General features: G+C 55.1%; 20 protein-coding genes. 11 read left to right on the plus strand and 9 right to left on the minus strand.

Translation table 11 applies throughout. The features are described from left to right. Window positions 1-3 precede the first annotated feature (3 nt). From E8D52_05440 to E8D52_05450, 3 genes are all read right to left on the minus strand, one after another. Window positions 4-1275: an FAD-dependent monooxygenase gene (locus E8D52_05440; protein TKB69606.1), complete on the minus strand. Its 1272-nt coding sequence runs from the start codon at window positions 1273-1275 to the stop codon at window positions 4-6. Window positions 1276-1337: 62 nt separating this feature from the next. Next, a complete protein-coding gene (locus E8D52_05445) occupies window positions 1338-1946 on the minus strand; it encodes a hypothetical protein (GenBank protein TKB69607.1) in 609 nt (202 codons plus the stop codon). Beyond that, window positions 1898-2275 carry a hypothetical protein gene (locus tag E8D52_05450; protein TKB69626.1) on the minus strand — a complete coding sequence of 126 codons (378 nt, stop codon included), beginning with the start codon at window positions 2273-2275 and terminating at the stop codon, window positions 1898-1900. Before E8D52_05450 ends, E8D52_05445 begins: the two co-directional genes overlap by 49 nt. Window positions 2276-2488: 213 nt before the next feature. On the opposite strand from E8D52_05450, the gene thiS reads away from it, so the two are divergent. From thiS to E8D52_05495, 9 genes are all read left to right on the plus strand, one after another. Further along, complete coding sequence (gene thiS, locus E8D52_05455) at window positions 2489-2689, plus strand: sulfur carrier protein ThiS (protein TKB69608.1); 201 nt, start codon at window positions 2489-2491, stop codon at window positions 2687-2689. Continuing rightward, on the plus strand, window positions 2686-3615 hold the full coding sequence (gene cysK / locus E8D52_05460) for a cysteine synthase A (protein ID TKB69609.1): 930 nt from the start codon (window positions 2686-2688) through the stop codon (window positions 3613-3615). The genes thiS and cysK overlap by 4 nt, the downstream gene beginning before the upstream one ends. A gap of 138 nt (window positions 3616-3753) precedes the next feature. Next, window positions 3754-4572 carry a molybdopterin-synthase adenylyltransferase MoeB gene (moeB, locus tag E8D52_05465; GenBank protein ID TKB69627.1) on the plus strand — a complete coding sequence of 273 codons (819 nt, stop codon included), beginning with the start codon at window positions 3754-3756 and terminating at the stop codon, window positions 4570-4572. A 22-nt stretch (window positions 4573-4594) separates the two neighbouring features. Next, window positions 4595-5842: a threonine synthase gene (locus E8D52_05470; GenBank protein ID TKB69610.1), complete on the plus strand. Its 1248-nt coding sequence runs from the start codon at window positions 4595-4597 to the stop codon at window positions 5840-5842. Further along, on the plus strand, window positions 5839-6111 hold the full coding sequence (locus tag E8D52_05475; GenBank protein ID TKB69611.1) for a MoaD/ThiS family protein: 273 nt from the start codon (window positions 5839-5841) through the stop codon (window positions 6109-6111). The genes E8D52_05470 and E8D52_05475 overlap by 4 nt, the downstream gene beginning before the upstream one ends. A gap of 2 nt (window positions 6112-6113) precedes the next feature. Continuing rightward, on the plus strand, window positions 6114-6353 hold the full coding sequence (locus E8D52_05480; GenBank protein ID TKB69612.1) for a FeS-binding protein: 240 nt from the start codon (window positions 6114-6116) through the stop codon (window positions 6351-6353). Window positions 6354-6440: 87 nt separating this feature from the next. Continuing rightward, complete coding sequence (moeB, locus tag E8D52_05485; GenBank protein TKB69613.1) at window positions 6441-7244, plus strand: molybdopterin-synthase adenylyltransferase MoeB; 804 nt, start codon at window positions 6441-6443, stop codon at window positions 7242-7244. 6 nt (window positions 7245-7250) lie between these two features. Beyond that, window positions 7251-7763, plus strand: coding sequence for a M67 family metallopeptidase (locus E8D52_05490; protein ID TKB69614.1), 513 nt, complete (start codon window positions 7251-7253; stop codon window positions 7761-7763). A 74-nt stretch (window positions 7764-7837) separates the two neighbouring features. Further along, window positions 7838-8179 (plus strand): hypothetical protein, encoded by a 342-nt coding sequence (locus tag E8D52_05495; GenBank protein TKB69615.1) that lies wholly within the window; start codon window positions 7838-7840, stop codon window positions 8177-8179. Window positions 8180-8300: 121 nt separating this feature from the next. Here the strand turns inward: E8D52_05495 and E8D52_05500 are convergent, their stop codons facing one another. From E8D52_05500 to E8D52_05525, 6 genes are all read right to left on the minus strand, one after another. Further along, the gene (locus tag E8D52_05500; GenBank protein ID TKB69616.1) at window positions 8301-8510 is read right to left on the minus strand and encodes a hypothetical protein; all 210 of its coding nucleotides are present in this window, start codon (window positions 8508-8510) and stop codon (window positions 8301-8303) included. Between the two features lie 28 nt (window positions 8511-8538). Beyond that, complete coding sequence (locus E8D52_05505; GenBank protein ID TKB69617.1) at window positions 8539-8721, minus strand: hypothetical protein; 183 nt, start codon at window positions 8719-8721, stop codon at window positions 8539-8541. A 101-nt stretch (window positions 8722-8822) separates the two neighbouring features. After that, window positions 8823-10547 carry an ABC transporter ATP-binding protein gene (locus E8D52_05510; protein ID TKB69618.1) on the minus strand — a complete coding sequence of 575 codons (1725 nt, stop codon included), beginning with the start codon at window positions 10545-10547 and terminating at the stop codon, window positions 8823-8825. Window positions 10548-10569: 22 nt separating this feature from the next. Then, entirely contained in the window at window positions 10570-11115 is a 546-nt protein-coding gene (gene def / locus E8D52_05515) for a peptide deformylase (GenBank protein ID TKB69619.1), read from the minus strand. Between the two features lie 54 nt (window positions 11116-11169). Then, window positions 11170-11958 (minus strand): HEAT repeat domain-containing protein, encoded by a 789-nt coding sequence (locus tag E8D52_05520; GenBank protein ID TKB69620.1) that lies wholly within the window; start codon window positions 11956-11958, stop codon window positions 11170-11172. A 128-nt stretch (window positions 11959-12086) separates the two neighbouring features. Continuing rightward, window positions 12087-12380: a hypothetical protein gene (locus E8D52_05525; protein TKB69621.1), complete on the minus strand. Its 294-nt coding sequence runs from the start codon at window positions 12378-12380 to the stop codon at window positions 12087-12089. A gap of 139 nt (window positions 12381-12519) precedes the next feature. On the opposite strand from E8D52_05525, the gene glgC reads away from it, so the two are divergent. Together glgC and E8D52_05535 are read left to right on the plus strand one after the other, a co-directional pair. Further along, the gene (gene glgC, locus E8D52_05530; GenBank protein ID TKB69622.1) at window positions 12520-13758 is read left to right on the plus strand and encodes a glucose-1-phosphate adenylyltransferase; all 1239 of its coding nucleotides are present in this window, start codon (window positions 12520-12522) and stop codon (window positions 13756-13758) included. Next, complete coding sequence (locus E8D52_05535; protein ID TKB69623.1) at window positions 13733-15592, plus strand: hypothetical protein; 1860 nt, start codon at window positions 13733-13735, stop codon at window positions 15590-15592. Before glgC ends, E8D52_05535 begins: the two co-directional genes overlap by 26 nt. Window positions 15593-15749: the final 157 nt, after the last annotated feature.

A 15749-nucleotide genomic window follows, 5' to 3' on the forward strand; every position in this document is an offset into this window, starting at 1 on the left:
GACCTACCGAACTCCTCTCGCCGCCATATCGCGAGCTGAAGGGTCCGGCAGGAAACCGGCCGCCATCAGACGATCCATCATGCCAAATGGAGGCTCCTTGCGGAGTCCGGCTGTTGTCGACAAGACACGATACCGGAGTCGCGCGTTACGGTCCAAGGTACTGAAGACACGGTCTCGAAGAAAGGCGATGACCGGATTCGCTGTATTCCAGAAGAGCACCTGCTCATCAGCCAACTTCTGCAACATGGTGACCTGAGGTCGACGCAAGGTTTCATAGGTCCTCAGTTTTTCGGCAGAGTACTCGCTCGTCGCCAGACACTCAGGCAGAAGGTCAGCCAGCGTCATCGCATCCACCATCGCCTGCATGCGACCCTGAGAGGCATGCGGGTTCATCGCATGCGCCGCATCCCCGATCAGCACCGCTCCGTCGGCCACCCACGTTGGCGTGCGGACACGCCCGGTCGGCATGAAGGCGGTTTGCTTCCAGTCCATGAGCGTACGGAAGATCGCCTCGCTGGAGGGATCGATCGCAATCCACGATTTTTGTAGCGTCGCAATGCCTCGTTCTTTCACGCTCTCATATGAACCAGCCTTGATCATGTAGAACACATACACCTTGTCCCCAGCAGCGGGAAACATGCCAAGGATCGTTCGCTTACCGACAAAATACTTCGCCTCTCCCAGAGGAGTCGCCGCATCCAACAGGGCAATCAAATACCCTTGCGGATAGAGATGAAGATCAGCCGGAATCTCCAGGGCCTCTCGAACTTTAGAGAATGCTCCGTCGGCCCCAACGACCACCTTCGCCTTCACCGTCACGTGGTCTTCTCCCTGCTTGGCCGTCAGCCCGACGACCCGCCCATTCTCTCGAAGCAGACCCGTGAAGGCGGATCGATACCGCAAGGAGACGGAGGATTCGCGCTCGATCGCGCTCAGAATGGCATGGTGCGCCACATTCGGCAGTGTGACCACGGCTTGATTGTACGGTGGAGGCAGTTCGCTATAGTCCACCGTGCACAGCCGTTCGCCACCAACACGGCAAAAATGAAACTTACGCACCGTACGGGTAGACTCAACCGGCAACTGACTTAGAAGCCCCAACCGATCGAGTACGTGCTGTCCGTTCGGCTGCAGAATCTCTCCGCGTAAACCCTGGGGTGGTCCCGGTGCCTGTTCGAAGACGATCGTCTTGATCCCCTTCTGGGCCAGTGCTAGGGCCAGCACGGCCCCTCCTCCACCGGCTCCCACGACAGCAATGTCGGTTTCTTCAATCATGGTCCCTCAGCGTTCCTCGGCCATGACGATGCGTGGGCACCTTACCCTCACCATTATTTCTCCTATTTCCACGCCTGGAATCGTTCCTGATCTTTCCAGAGCGAAAGAAACTTTTCACGTGCTTGGACGGTAATCGCATGATCCCGAATGATATCGAGCCGCTCGTCATTGTAGCGATTTCCACTGGTCGTCTGATTCATAGACCCGGTCGTATTGATCTCGTCGTCGATCACCGCCTGTTTCAAATGCATGAGGCCGTCATGTTGATTGATCCTGATCGGGATCCCAGCTTCACGCAACGCCGACAGCGCCGTTCGTTGTTTCGGATCGTTGAGACGTGTTCGATCGGTGAGGAGACGAACATCCACACCACGCCGTTTTGCCTCAACCAGCGCTTTCACTGTAAGCGGCGACGTGACGCCATACACGGCCACAAAAATGTATCGTGTAGCACGATCATACATCTGTACGAGATGCTCGAGTGGCCTATCCTCCGGACCATACCAGACCTCGACTGATGTCGCCGAGACTTCCACGCTTGGCCCAAGCAGCACGGCAGCAAGTAGCCAGAGCATGAACCCTCGGCGGTACTGCGTGAATAGTTGGAACAGCGAAGGCCGGATCATGCCAGTTCGAAGAGGTCGCGGAAGTGGTCGTCGGAAGACTCCCATGCCTGTGGTGCATGCGCCTGAAGCCACTGTCGAAGAAACTGTTTCTGCTCCTGCGTGAGCAATTGCTTGATCTGATGGGTGCGCCCTTGAAGGGGCTGAAGGAGACTGACGTGCTTCTTCACATCTAGCATCGCGGTGCGGACATACAGACTCGTAAAGATCGACGGCTTCTCCTCCGTTCCGTCACCCTGCACCCAAACGGAGAGAAACCTATCCAGCACCAGGCCCGCACTGTCCAGCGCCGGCTCAGTATCATGGAAGAGCTCATTCTCGGACTCGGTTAATGGGGTCGATTCAGCCGCACGAAAGAGAAAGTTCTTTTTCCACATCCTGGTATCCTTAGTGGCGGCATAGTGGCGACGAGCCGGATCAAAGTCAAGCAACTCCCTCAAGGAATGTCTCCCCTCCTCAGCAGAGACGGGTGAGGATGAATCCTATTGCGCAGTCGTGTATCTCACTGTGGATGGCGTAGCCTTGACAGGCAGCGCATGCCTTTGCTAGTTTAAAAATTCTTTAATCTCTAAGCCAACTTGGGAGAATCCGTGCAGGTTAAGATCAATGGAAAGCCTGAGGAGGTTCAGAACGGAACAGTCCTCGATTTGCTCAAGACAAAGAACATCGAGCCGCAGATGGTCGCCGTCGAGGTCAACGACAAGGTGTTGGACCGTGACCATTTGGCCACGACCCACCTCAATGAAGGAGATCACGTGGAGTTTCTCTTTTATATGGGAGGGGGTCAGTGAGCACCACGTTACATAAAGACATTACCGAGCTGATCGGCAAGACCCCGCTTGTCCGATTGAACCGTCTTTCAAAGTCCGGTTCTGCGACGATTTACGGGAAGGTTGAGTTTTTCAACCCCGGCGGCAGCGTCAAGGATCGAATCTGCCTCAATATGATCAATGAAGCAGAACGCCAGGGAACGCTCAAGCCAGGCGGAACCATCGTCGAGCCGACCAGTGGAAACACGGGTATCGGACTGGCCTTGGTCGCAGCCGTACGTGGGTACAAACTCATCCTCGTGATGCCGGAAAGCATGAGCATGGAACGGGCCAGCTTATTGTCTTCGTATGGCGCACAGCTGGTGCTCACCCCGGCGTGGGAAGGCATGAAAGGGTCGATTAAGGAAGCGGAAAGCATCCTGGCTCAAAATCCGTCGTACTTTATGCCTGATCAATTCTCGAACCCGGCCAACCCTGCGATGCATAAAATGACGACGGCACTGGAACTCTGGGACGCGCTCGAAGGAAAGATCGATGCCTTTGTCGCTGCCGTCGGAACCGGTGGGACCATCACAGGATGCGGTGAAGTCTTTAAGGAACGGAATCCGCAGGTACAAATCATCGCCGTTGAGCCGGCAGGCTCGCCCGTGTTGTCCGGAGGAGACCCTGGCCCCCATAAGATTCAAGGGATCGGGGCGGGTTTTATTCCTAAGGTGCTCAACCGAAAGATTCTCGACCGCGTGATCACGGTGACGGATGACGAGGCCTATCAGACCGCAAAACAACTCTCGAAGAAAGAGGGCCTCCTGGTGGGCATTTCAGCCGGTGCCAATGTGTTCGCCGCCCAAAAGATCGCGGATGAACTGGGACCCGGCAAGAATGTCGTCACTATCTTGTGCGACACCGGTGAGCGCTATATCAGCATTGAGAAGTATTTCAATATATAAGAACGCTGAAAATGGCCTCCAACTTTGTTCTCGGCTCAAGAAAATCCTCAACGTACCCCAGAGGGTACGCCTCCGGTTTTCTTTTACCTGCGGCCTCGTTGGAAACCATTTTGAACGTTCTTGGCACCGCTGATTAAGATGGAATTTACTGAAGAGCAAATAAATCGCTACAGCCGGCATATCCTCTTGCCTGAGGTCGGCGGCAAGGGACAAAAGAAGATCGCCAAGTCCAAGATTCTGCTCGTCGGTGCCGGTGGTCTTGGCTCCCCTGCCGCATTGTATCTAGCTGCAGCAGGAGTCGGCACGATTGGGTTGATCGACAGCGATGTGGTGGATCTCACCAATCTGCAGCGCCAAATTCTTCACCATACTCCCGACGTGGGCCGCCCCAAGGTCCTCTCCGGCAAAGAAAAGATCCAGGCGCTGAACCCTGACGTTTCGGTCTCCATGTACGAGGAACGGCTCACGGCCGGCAATGCGCTTAAGATCTTCGGCGACTATGATGTCGTGATCGACGGAGTCGATAATTTCCCAGCCAAGTTCCTGATCAACGATGCCTGTTTCTTCGCCGGCAAGCCGCTGGTTCACGGCGGCATTCTGCGATTCGAGGGACGTGTCACGACCATCATCCCTGGAAAATCGGCCTGCTATCGCTGCATATTCAAAGCTCCGCCTCCGCCTGGCTTAGTCGCCTCGTGCCAAGAAGCCGGAGTCATTGGCGTACTAGCTGGCATTATCGGAACAATCCAGGCGACGGAAGCATTGAAACTTGTGCTCGGAATCGGACGGCCGCTGACCGACCGCCTGCTCGACTTCGATGCGCGCAAAACCCAATTTCGAGAAATCAAAGTCCGCCGGAACCCAAATTGTGCCCTCTGCGGGGAACATCCGACGATTACCGAGCTGTTCGATGATGGGGATCCTTATGCTGGATGCGCTATGCGTCCATCTGCATAGAGTTTGATAAGGTGGTACGACGATGAGCAAAATGAAAGCGCTGGTGTGCCGCGAGTGCGGTAAAGAATATCCAACCAAGGCCATTCACGTTTGCGAAATGTGCTTCGGTCCCCTTGAAGTGAAATACAACTACGAGGAGATCAAGAAGACGATTTCGCGCAAGAAGATCGAGGATGGGCCACATAGCATGTGGCGCTATCTCGACCTGCTGCCGGTCGAAGGCACGAACTTCGTCGGACCGTATGCCGGGTTTACCCCGCTCGTACGGGCGAAAAACCTTGGCGCGTATCTTGGGCTCAACGAGCTCTACATCAAGAACGATACGGTGAATCACCCCACCCTATCCTTCAAAGATCGCGTCGTCGCCGTGGCCCTCACGCGCGCGCGCGAGCTCGGGTTCGAAACGGTGGCCTGCGCGTCGACCGGCAACTTGGCAAACTCCGTTGCCGCGCACGCGGCATCCGCCAATCTCCACTGTTACGTCTTCATCCCCGGCGACCTTGAGGCTGCAAAAGTGCTTGGCAACCTGATCTATAAGCCCCACGTGGTCGAGATTGAAGGTCACTACGACGATGTCAACCGGCTCTGCAGCGAGATTGCCGGCGAACATGGCTGGGCGTTTGTGAACATCAACATACGCCCCTACTATGCCGAAGGCTCAAAAACCCTTGCCTTTGAGACCGTAGAACAACTCGGGTGGAAAACACCGGATCAAGTCGTCATTCCCATGGCATCGGGCTCACTCTTGACCAAGATTTGGAAGGGTCTGCATGAGATGAAGGCTTTGGGCCTGATCGACAACGTTCGAACGAAGGTTAATGGCGCCCAAGCAGAAGGCTGCTCACCGATCTCGACCGCCTTCAAGGCGGGGCGCGACTTCTTCAAGCCAGTGAAGCCACAGACGATCGCCAAGTCCCTTGCCATCGGCAACCCCGCTGATGGGTACTATGCGCTCAAGGCGACCGCTGAGAGTCACGGATCCATGGATATGGTGACGGATGAAGAAGTGGTGGAAGGCATCCAGCTGCTGGCCCAAACCGAAGGCATCTTCGCGGAAACAGCTGGAGGCGTCACGATCGGCGTACTGAAGAAACTTGTCAAACAAGGGGTGATCAAAAAAGATGAGGTCACGGTGGCCTACATCACCGGCAACGGCCTAAAAACCCAGGAAGCGGTGATCAATTCCGTTGGTCGCCCAGTGCGCATTCAGCCCAGCCTGGTGGACTTCGAAAAGACGTTTAAGATGGGAAAGAACGGTGGTGGCGTATGATTAAAGTTCGCATTCCAACTCCGCTTCGCCCCCTGACCAAAAGTCAGGGCGAAGTCGAGACCAAAGCCGGTAGCGTAGTGGAGATGATCGAAGCGCTGAACAGCACCTATCCCGGCATCAAAGATCGCCTATGCGATGAAACGGGAGAGCTCCGTCGCTTCGTAAACATTTATGTCAACGAAGAAGACATTCGCTTCCTCACGGGGAAAGACACGCCCCTCAAGGATGGCGATGAAGTCTCCATCGTCCCAGCGATCGCAGGAGGGTAACCATGGCACACTTGCGATTCCATATTCGCTTTCCTGAAGACAAAATCCGCGAGCCGATCATCTATCAGATCGGACGCGAATATAAGGTCGTGACCGATGTCAGGCGAGCTGATGTTCGCGAGACGACTGGATGGGCCGATGTGGAGCTCTCCGGCGACACTGCTGAGATCGAGCGGGCCGTTGCTGGCCTGCGAGCCAAAGGCTGTGTCGTCGATCCGATTGAACTGAACGTGGTGGAATAGGACAACGCTGACACAAGGGCCAGCTCCCTTCTCGTGCCCCCTGTTTGTCAGTCTTCTTTCCTATTAACCTGTGTATGATTGGAATACATGGAACTCACTGAGCAAGAAATTGAGCGGTACAGTCGGCACATTATCCTCCAGGACGTGGGAGGCAAGGGCCAACTCAAGCTTAAGCGGGCCAAGGTCCTCCTCATCGGCGCGGGCGGTCTTGGCTCTCCCGCCGGTCTGTATCTTGCTGCCGCCGGCATCGGAACGATCGGGCTTGTCGATGGCGATGTCGTGGACCTCTCAAATTTGCAACGGCAGATTATGCACTCGACCGCAACGCTCGGACAGCCAAAGGTTGAGTCCGGCCGGAAAACCTTGTCGGCCATTAATCCTGAAATTACGATCAACGCGTACCACCAACTCGTCGATGCCGAGAACATTCTCCCCCTCATCTCCCAGTACGACATCGTGCTGGACGGCTCGGACAATTTCACGACGCGGTTTCTGGTGAACGACGCCTGTTTCTTTGCCAAGAAAATATTGATCTCCGCCAGCATGTTTCGGTTCGAGGGGCAGTTGACGACGATCAAACCGCACCAAGGCTATCCCTGCTACCGATGTCTCTATCCAGAGCCCCCGCCGGCTGGACTGGTGCCCAATTGCCAGGAGGCCGGTGTGCTTGGCGTGTTGGCCGGTACGATGGGAGTCCTTCAGGCCTCAGAAGCCATCAAGGAAATCCTCGGGATCGGAGAAACGATTGCTGATAAATTATTAATCTACGATGCGCTTGATATGAAGTTCAGAAAGGTCAGCCGACCCAAAGATCCGGCCTGCCCGCTCTGCGGACCAAATCCCAAGATCAAGGATTTGAGCCTGGATTATGCCGTCAGCTGCACCATCTAGTGGACTATCGTGGCTGACCTCATCATCCCCCGACAGATTCTCGACGACATCATCGCCCATGCGAATGAACTGACTCCCTACGAATGTTGTGGGCTGCTGGCTGGAACCAATGGGGTGGTCAGCCATCTGTATCGCACCAAGAACATCGTCGCGATGGAGGGAGCACAAAACCTGTCGTCTTTCGACTCGGCAAAAGCCTCGCATCTCGAACGCCTCTCGCCGGCTGAACGAGCGGAAATTGCGTTTGTCATGGACATGCAGGACTTCTCATCTGCCAAGAAGGACATGCGCAACAATGGGCTCGATCTCCAAGTCGTCTATCACTCGCACCCCCAGGATCCCGCGCGTCCGTCTGTGACCGACATCAAAATCGCCACCGACTACGAAGAGATCTGGCCCAAGATCAACTTGCCCATCCCCGCCTACCTCCTCGTCTCCCTCATGAATTCTGAACCAGACGTGAAGACCTATTGGATCAAATCCGGTCACGTCACCCTTGCCGACGTCCTCATCCGCTGATCTAGATTTTTCGGTTCACATCGCTGCCAAAATGTAATAATCTTCTCCCGTAGCTTGAATCAGGAGCATCCCACATGCCCGCTCGACGACGACTATTCAGCGATAGTCTCATCCTCGCGCTATCCGTAGCCACGTTGATCCCACTATCGGTCTGTGCAGAAGATCGTAGTTTTTATAGCCCGGTGATTCACATCGATAAGGAGCAGAATCAGATCCTGATCTCGACGAGTGCTAGTGTGTTCAATATCGAAGTGCCCGATGCAGCCAAGCCCCATATCGAGAAACTACCACTTTCCGGGCTTGTGGATTTCGTCGTCGAGATGCGTGGCGAGGATAAACTCCCACTGATCAAAACTTGGAAGGTCAAATCAGGCGAATCAACCTGTATGTACTTCAATGGGAAGGAGTGCAAATAAGCGCCAGGCGAACAGCTCTAGCTCCTCGCTTCAACCTGTGTAAATCTGCCAGAACCCTCGCTAGCTGATACCCTATATGCAGAGAACCCGGCAACCTGCTGAGAGACAAAGCGGCAGGATATTATTCCCCACTCCCCGCCATGTCGTCGATGAGGGGACGGTTGATGTCGGTGCAGCCGACGCAGATTGTATCGAAGAGTGCTTCGGCATCGGCGACGAAGTTTTTCTCGTTAGGTAGCTTTTCATTCAGGACTTGGGCGTAACAGGTGTCGCACAGCATCATCAAGCCTCGCGAGACCCCGACTGTTTTTCTCCCTGCACTTCCAGCCATTCGTCCTACACCGATCCTTTCTGAAGGGCTACGAAGAAATCTTCTGATTCAAGATCAATTCCGCATTGTTGGCATTCATATGGGCGATCTGGCTCTGGAACATCCAATGGGGTTCGATCAATGCGCCCACGGCAGACGTGGTAGAACCGGCCTCGCGCATGTTCATCATCCAGCGGATCGCTCTCGTATACCAGTACCATTGATCAGCCATGTCCCCTTGTTCGCTCCAAACGAGTATACCGATCTCTTCTTCGGACCCGCAACTACCGAGGGCGTCCGGTGCTGAGGTTGCAAGCCACCACTGCTCAGGCCCTACACCTGAAATTGAGCTTCATAGAGACCAGCGTAGACTCCTCCTCGGCCCACCAGCTCATCATGCCGGCCATCCTCCACGAGTCGACCGTTATCGAGCACTATAATTCGATCAACATCGTGAAGTGTGGATAATCGGTGGGCAATAATGAACGTGGTTCGCCCTGTCGTCAGCTCGTTCAACGCTTCGCGGATTTTGACCTCGGTCTCCGTATCAATATTGGATGTGGCCTCGTCAAAAATGACGATGGGGGGATCTTTCAACAACGCCCGCGCAATCGAGACCCGCTGTTTTTGTCCAACCGACAACTTGACACCCCGCTCACCAATCCAGGTGTCATACCCTTCGGGTAACGCCGCGATGAACTCATGCGCCCGTGCGGCGCGCGCCGCCGATTCGAGCCGACCCTGATCGGCATTTAAATCGCCGTACAGCAGATTATCTTTCACCGTCCCATTGAACAAGAACGGCTCCTGTTGTACAAACCCGATCTGCTGCCGAAGATACGCAATCGGCAGATCACGGATATCCTTCCCATCGATACCAATCACCCCGTCTGTCACGTCGTAAAACCGCATCAATAGCTTCAGGAGGGTACTCTTCCCCGCCCCACTCATCCCAACCAGTGCCACACGCTCCCCTGCCGGCACAGCCACTGAAACCCCTTTCAGCACTGGCACATCAGGTCGATAGTGGAACTGGACCTGGTCGAATCGAACGGCTCCATGAGCCCGATGGACAGGAGCCACGACATGAGGTCGATCGGCGACGTCCGGAATCGTATCCAGCACCTCAAAGACTCGCTCGCTCGCCGCCAACGCATGCTGCAACATGTGATTGACCGAATGAATCTGATTGATGGGGACGTAGAACATCGCCAGGTAGGAGAGGAACAAGACCAGCTCGCCCAGGGTGAGATGCCCATCCATAACCTCTCCCGCACCGTACCAGAGGATCAAGACGGTCCCGAGGGCAGCCACCAGAATCATTCCCGGCGAATAGATCGACCACAAGACCATCGCCTGGAGATTCTTCTCACTATACGCCTGGCTGAGCCTGTCGAAACGTACTTGTTCGTGCCCCTGACGGCCAAACCCCATGGTCTCCCTGATCCCGGACAAGGCATCTTGTAGATAGCCGTTCAGTTCAGCGGCGCTCTGGCGGGTCTCTCGATAATACCCATGAACCCTCGACGTAAACCAACTGGCAGACAAGGCCAGCAATGGGATCGGCAACAGCGTGAGCATCGCCAGCTTCCAATTGAGCATGAACAAGAGTCCCGTGATTCCAAGAAGAGTCAGCGACGCCGTCAGCATTCCTTCCAGCCCATCAATGAAGATCCGCTCGACATGCTCCGTGTCGTTAGTCACCCGGGACATGATCTCCCCCGTCGAGCGATTCTCAAAATAGGTGATGGACAGATGTTGAAGGGCGGAGAAAATATGCCGACGAAGATCATGAACCACCGTCTGCTCAAGCTGATTATTCAGCCGGATTCTGAGTGAGGCAAACACGTTCTTGAGCACATGGGCGCCCACGAGCAGACCAATCACCCATGGCAGCAACGACGTCTGCTTCGCCTGAATCACATCATCGATGATGATCTTGATGATCCACGGAGGCACCAGCTCCATCGCCGTCGCGCACGCGGCACAGACGAGTGTCGTGATCGCGAGAGCGCGGTGAGGCCGAAGATACAGCAGAACACGAAGAAGGGACTTCACGAGCAGTTCAACAAGAGAGGCATCAAATTACATTCGTGGGTTCTTTTTGCCAATACTGCGAAAATTCGTCCAGCTGAGTAAGGGTGGACATATCGGTCATGCGATCCAGAAAAACTTTGCCGATCAAGTGATCGAGTTCGTGCTGAATACAGACTGCGTACAGTTCGGTCGCCTCAAAGTCCAAAGCTTTGCCCTTCCGATCCAGCCCCTTGACCCGCACCAGTGAGGGTCGGATCACCTTACCCCGCAATCCATCAACACTCAGACAACCTTCCCAGTTGTCTACTTGTTCAGGCCCGTAATACACAATCGAGGGGTTGATGAGGACCGTTTCTGGAAACCCACCCTCACCTTTACAGCCCATCACTACCAGTTGAATCGAACGTGACACTTGTGGCGCAGCCAACCCGATGCCCGGTTCGTCGTACATCACTTCAAACATGTCGTCGATCAACCGCTGAATCTCAGACGATTTAATCTCTCGCGGATCAATCGGCGCAGCAACTTTGCGAAGAATAGGGTTGCCTAATTTGGCAATCGTGAGCATCGCTCCGCTCTTGAGTTTCATATCCATACATTCGTAGCATAGGAATCTCTCGGCCCGCAACCTCCCGGCTGGTCGCTAGGAACTCCGTTTTGACCGGCGCGGTTCGGGAATCTCAAAGACGTCTTTATTGGCGTCCCACCACTCGATCCATTCACTCGACCATACGGCGCGATCCTGTTTGGTCGAGGCATCCCAATCATGAAACTCCGTCTCATGGCGAGTCAAAATCCAGAGTGATTGCAAGGCCGACAGCGCCACGAAACGCTCGTCGTCACTCACCATCGGAATCAAGATGGAGATCACAGCCTTCTGCCGGACATACCGCGCTTCGAACGCTGCAGCTTTTCTGACGGATGGATTGGAGTCCTTTGCCATGGCGTCAATCGCCTCGGACGCGTTCGTGGGATCCAGACGAACGGCAACGCGCAGGGCATGTTCCCGCACCCGAGGAATCTCCCCGGACTCCTTTGCCGTGGAGATCAGGGCAGGAACCCCGGTGACTCCCTTCATCATCAGCAAGGTCTCGATCGCGTTGTAGCGAATCCTCGGGCTCGGCATTGTCAATGCCTGAACAAGGGCGGGAACGGCCGGCTCTCCCAAATGCACGAACTCTCCCATGGCCCAAAATTCCTGTTTCCCTTCCAGCAGCGGCAGCAAGGCTTCCGCGCGTTTGACCTCTTCAGCACTGAGCGGGTCCTTATTGGGAGGAATCGAGACATCCGGCACATCTTGATTCTTCGGTGGCGCTTCATAGGGAATTTGGATCGGCCATATCCGCACGGGTTGATCGGACACCGCATAGAGCGTTTGTGCTTGCACAAAACCGGCAAGAAGACCCGCAGCAATGCATGCATAGTTGACCACGATGCGTGAACTCCTATGTATTCCAGATCATCGTTAGGTGACACGTTCAGGAGGAGACCATTGATACGGGTACGTATCCGACACATCGACTAGAGCGAAGGGGCGGAAGCGACCACCGATCGCCGGCCTTAGTCCACTTCTGAATTGGCTTCCCGAAGATGCTTTCTTACTCGAACCTTCTCCTGATGCTTCCGAAGCAACTGCAGACGAACCACATCCTGGTTCTCTGCGACAATCCGAACCAACCGATCCATATCTTCAGCATGGTCTCGAACCAGTTCGGACAGCTTTTGGATCTGTTCCTCGAGCTTTTCTAAGCGCCTGGCCATGTTGCGTGCTGGATCTGAGGATCTCTCTGTCAGCTTCATCACACGCCTGGAATCGACTCGTGGGAGAGCCGCGACAACGACATCTCGCTTCATGCTCACTCCTTGGTTCATCATCAACCGATCCCGAGCTGCTCACTCCGGTGTTCTCGTAGCTAGTATTATCCGCATGGAACGGGAAGTCAACGATTCCACTTCCTTTCTATTTCATGAAGGTCCTGCTAGAATCCAGCCAATGAAGAATATTTTCACAATGGTATTGGCTGGCGGTAAAGGCGAACGACTGTTTCCGCTGACGGACCAACGTGCAAAGCCTGCGGTTCCCTTCGGCGGAAAGTATCGCATTATCGATTTCACCCTCAGCAATTGTCTGAATTCAGGACTCCGCAAGATCGCGGTCCTCATTCAATACAAATCACACTCGCTCGATCGCCATATCCGGGTCGGCTGGAATATTCTCAACGCGGAACTTGGTGAATATATCGCCTCGATCCCTCCTCAACAACGCATCAGCGAAGATTGGTACCGTGGCACCGCCGATGCCGTGTATCAGAATATGTTCTTGATCGACGGGGAACACCCGGAATTCCTGCTGATCCTCGCCGGTGATCACGTCTACAAGATGAACTATGCAGAGATGTACCACTGGCTCATCGCCAAGAGCGCAGATGCGGTCGTCGGGGCCATCGACATTCCCGTCCAGGAAGCGACTCGCTTCGGCGTCATCGCAGTCGACAAGGACTACCGAATTACTCGCTTCGATGAAAAACCGGCGCACCCCATTCCACTCCCCAACGATCCCGCTCATGCCTTCGCGTCGATGGGCATCTACCTGTTCCGCACTAAAGCCATCCGTGAACACCTGATTGCGGACGCTCGAGAGGGCAGCGCGCACGACTTCGGGAAAAACATTATTCCCCGAATGATCGAACAAGGGCGGGTGTATGCCTTCAAATTTCACGATGCCAACAACAAAGCCGTCAAGTACTGGCGCGACATTGGAACGCTCGACGCATACTGGGAAGCGAATATGGATTTGGTCGCCGTCGATCCCCAATTCAATTTGTACGACCCAGGCTGGCCGATCCGAACCTATCAGGGGCAGTTTCCACCGGCCAAGTTCGTCTTCGCGCAGGATTTTCAGGGAGGCCGGATGGGGGTCGCGCTTGATTCGATCGTCTGCGGCGGTTGCATCGTGTCGGGTGGACGAGTCCAAAACTCAATTGTCTCCCCGAACGTCCGCGTACAAGACCACGCGGATGTCAGGGAGTCCATTCTCATGGAGAACGTGACGATCGGCGCGCAGAGCCGCATCAGACGGGCCATCATCGACAAGGATGTGACGATCCCTCCGCATACGGAAATTGGGTATGATCGAGAGGCCGACGCGCAACGATTTACCGTCACTGAATCAGGCCTCGTGGTCATCTCAAAAGGAATGAAGCTGCATGCCGCCGTCGATCCATCCGGTTGATCTCATCGCGGCGCTCCGCCAACAACATCTCACCCCAGCTATTGTATTTCTCACCTCACGGCGAGCCTGTGACGAAGCGATGGAGTCGTTCAATCACGCCGATTTCGTGCTTCCTCCAGTGCGACAAGAGGCGATCGGTACAGCGCTCGAACGGGTCATCGCACAATATCCGAGCATTACCGAACATCCCCTCATTCCCATCGTGCAGCGAATCGGCGTCGCCGCCCATCATGCTGGGCACCTGCCTTCGTGGAAAATCGCGATCGAAGAGCTGATGCGACAAGGCCATCTCGATGCGGTCTTCGCCACGACAACCCTGGCGGCGGGTGTCGATTTTCCAGCCCGCACGGTCGTGATCACTCAATCTAGCATCCGCAAATCCCGCGACTTCACCGACCTGACCATCGGCGAAGTCCAGCAGGTCGCCGGTCGAGCCGGCCGCCGCGGCAAAGATCACGTCGGATTTGCGGTTGTGACTCCCTCTCCGTATATCGATCTGGCGGTTCTGACCAAAGGGTTGACCGGGCAACCGGAAGCCATCGACAGCCAGTTTACGATCAGTTATCCAATGGTCTTGAATCTCTTGAAAGCTCATCCCCATGAGCAGATTCAAGGAATCTTGGCCAAGAGTTTCGCACAATTCCAACTCAACCAGCGCGCTGAACTCCTCGAGCACAAACTTGAGGCCCTCCATGTACAAATGGAACCGTTCGGCCCTCGCGTCTGTACGGACTGGATCACCCAATGGCAAACCTTCGACCATGCACGAAGACACCGCCACACCCGGCATCAGACGCACCGGTCAGAATCGCCTGAAATTTCAGCTCGGTTGCCGTTCCTGAGCCCTGGGCGTGTGGTAGGGCTCAGCAGAGGCCGCGGGATTGTGCTCCGACAATACCGGAGTAAAGGCCAAAAGAATTCCATGCTCACCATGTTAAGACCGGATGGTGCCGTCACGGAATGCCCGGCCACGAGCGTGAAAGAAGTCTACGACCGCACATGCGACTTCGAGGAAACACCGACCTATCCGTGGTGTTCCACAGACACGTTCGATCGACTCAGTCAGCAGTTAGAAGAACTTCCACAGCGCTTGCCCGTGCTTCCTATCCTGACCTCCACCAGTCACGAGCCACTGCCCGATGCCATCGTCCAATCGATGGGAGACTTCCCCTGCCCCACGTGTCCTTCGAGGCCAACCTGCCAGAAAGACTTCGTGACCGCGTCGCGACTTCGTCAGGAACAACAGCGCCATACGAAATCCATACAAGCACTGCGGGCCAGTTTGTGGCATCGCTTCCAAGAGCGTGTAAACGTATTGCAGAAATTCGGATATCTCACGCTGGCGACACAATTGACGGTCGAAGGAGAATGGGCACGGCTCATCCGGATCGATCATTCGCTGCTCATTACCGAACTGATTCGCGCGGAAGCCTTTACGGGAGGAGACCCCTCTCTCCTCGCCGGCATCTTGGCCAGTCTGGCCCACGACGACGATCGTCCCGGCGCGTTTCCACGCATCAGTACCGGGCTGAGTTCCCTACTCGGGCAAGTTCGCAAGTTGGCGGAGAGTTTATCTCCCTATGAGGATCCGCCCCTCCTCCGCGCCGATGTGGCAGCGTTGGTTGAGCGCTGGGTCGCCAACCCCACCCTCACGTGGATTGGGCTCTGTCGGCTGACCACGATGGCAGAAGGCGACATCTACCGACTCCTAGCCAGAACCTTGGAGTTTCTGTCACAAGTGCAGGCACTAAAGTCTACGCATCCTGGTCTCGCTGAATCCGCTTCGCAGGCGATCACCTTGATCCGACGTGGAGTATTGGAGGAACTGCCGTAAGAACAGTTGACCGTTTTGATCTCAAGTTGATTATTAAAAGTCTCATTTACAGGAAGAGAATAACCCGCCAGGACAGTGAGACTCTTAAGCCCATATACTACATCACTAGTGTCCGGTTAAAAATCAAACAGAATCATTTGGTTATGGGGTGGTGGTG

This window comes from Nitrospira sp. (assembly GCA_005116745.1).
GTDB lineage: Bacteria > Nitrospirota > Nitrospiria > Nitrospirales > Nitrospiraceae > Nitrospira_D.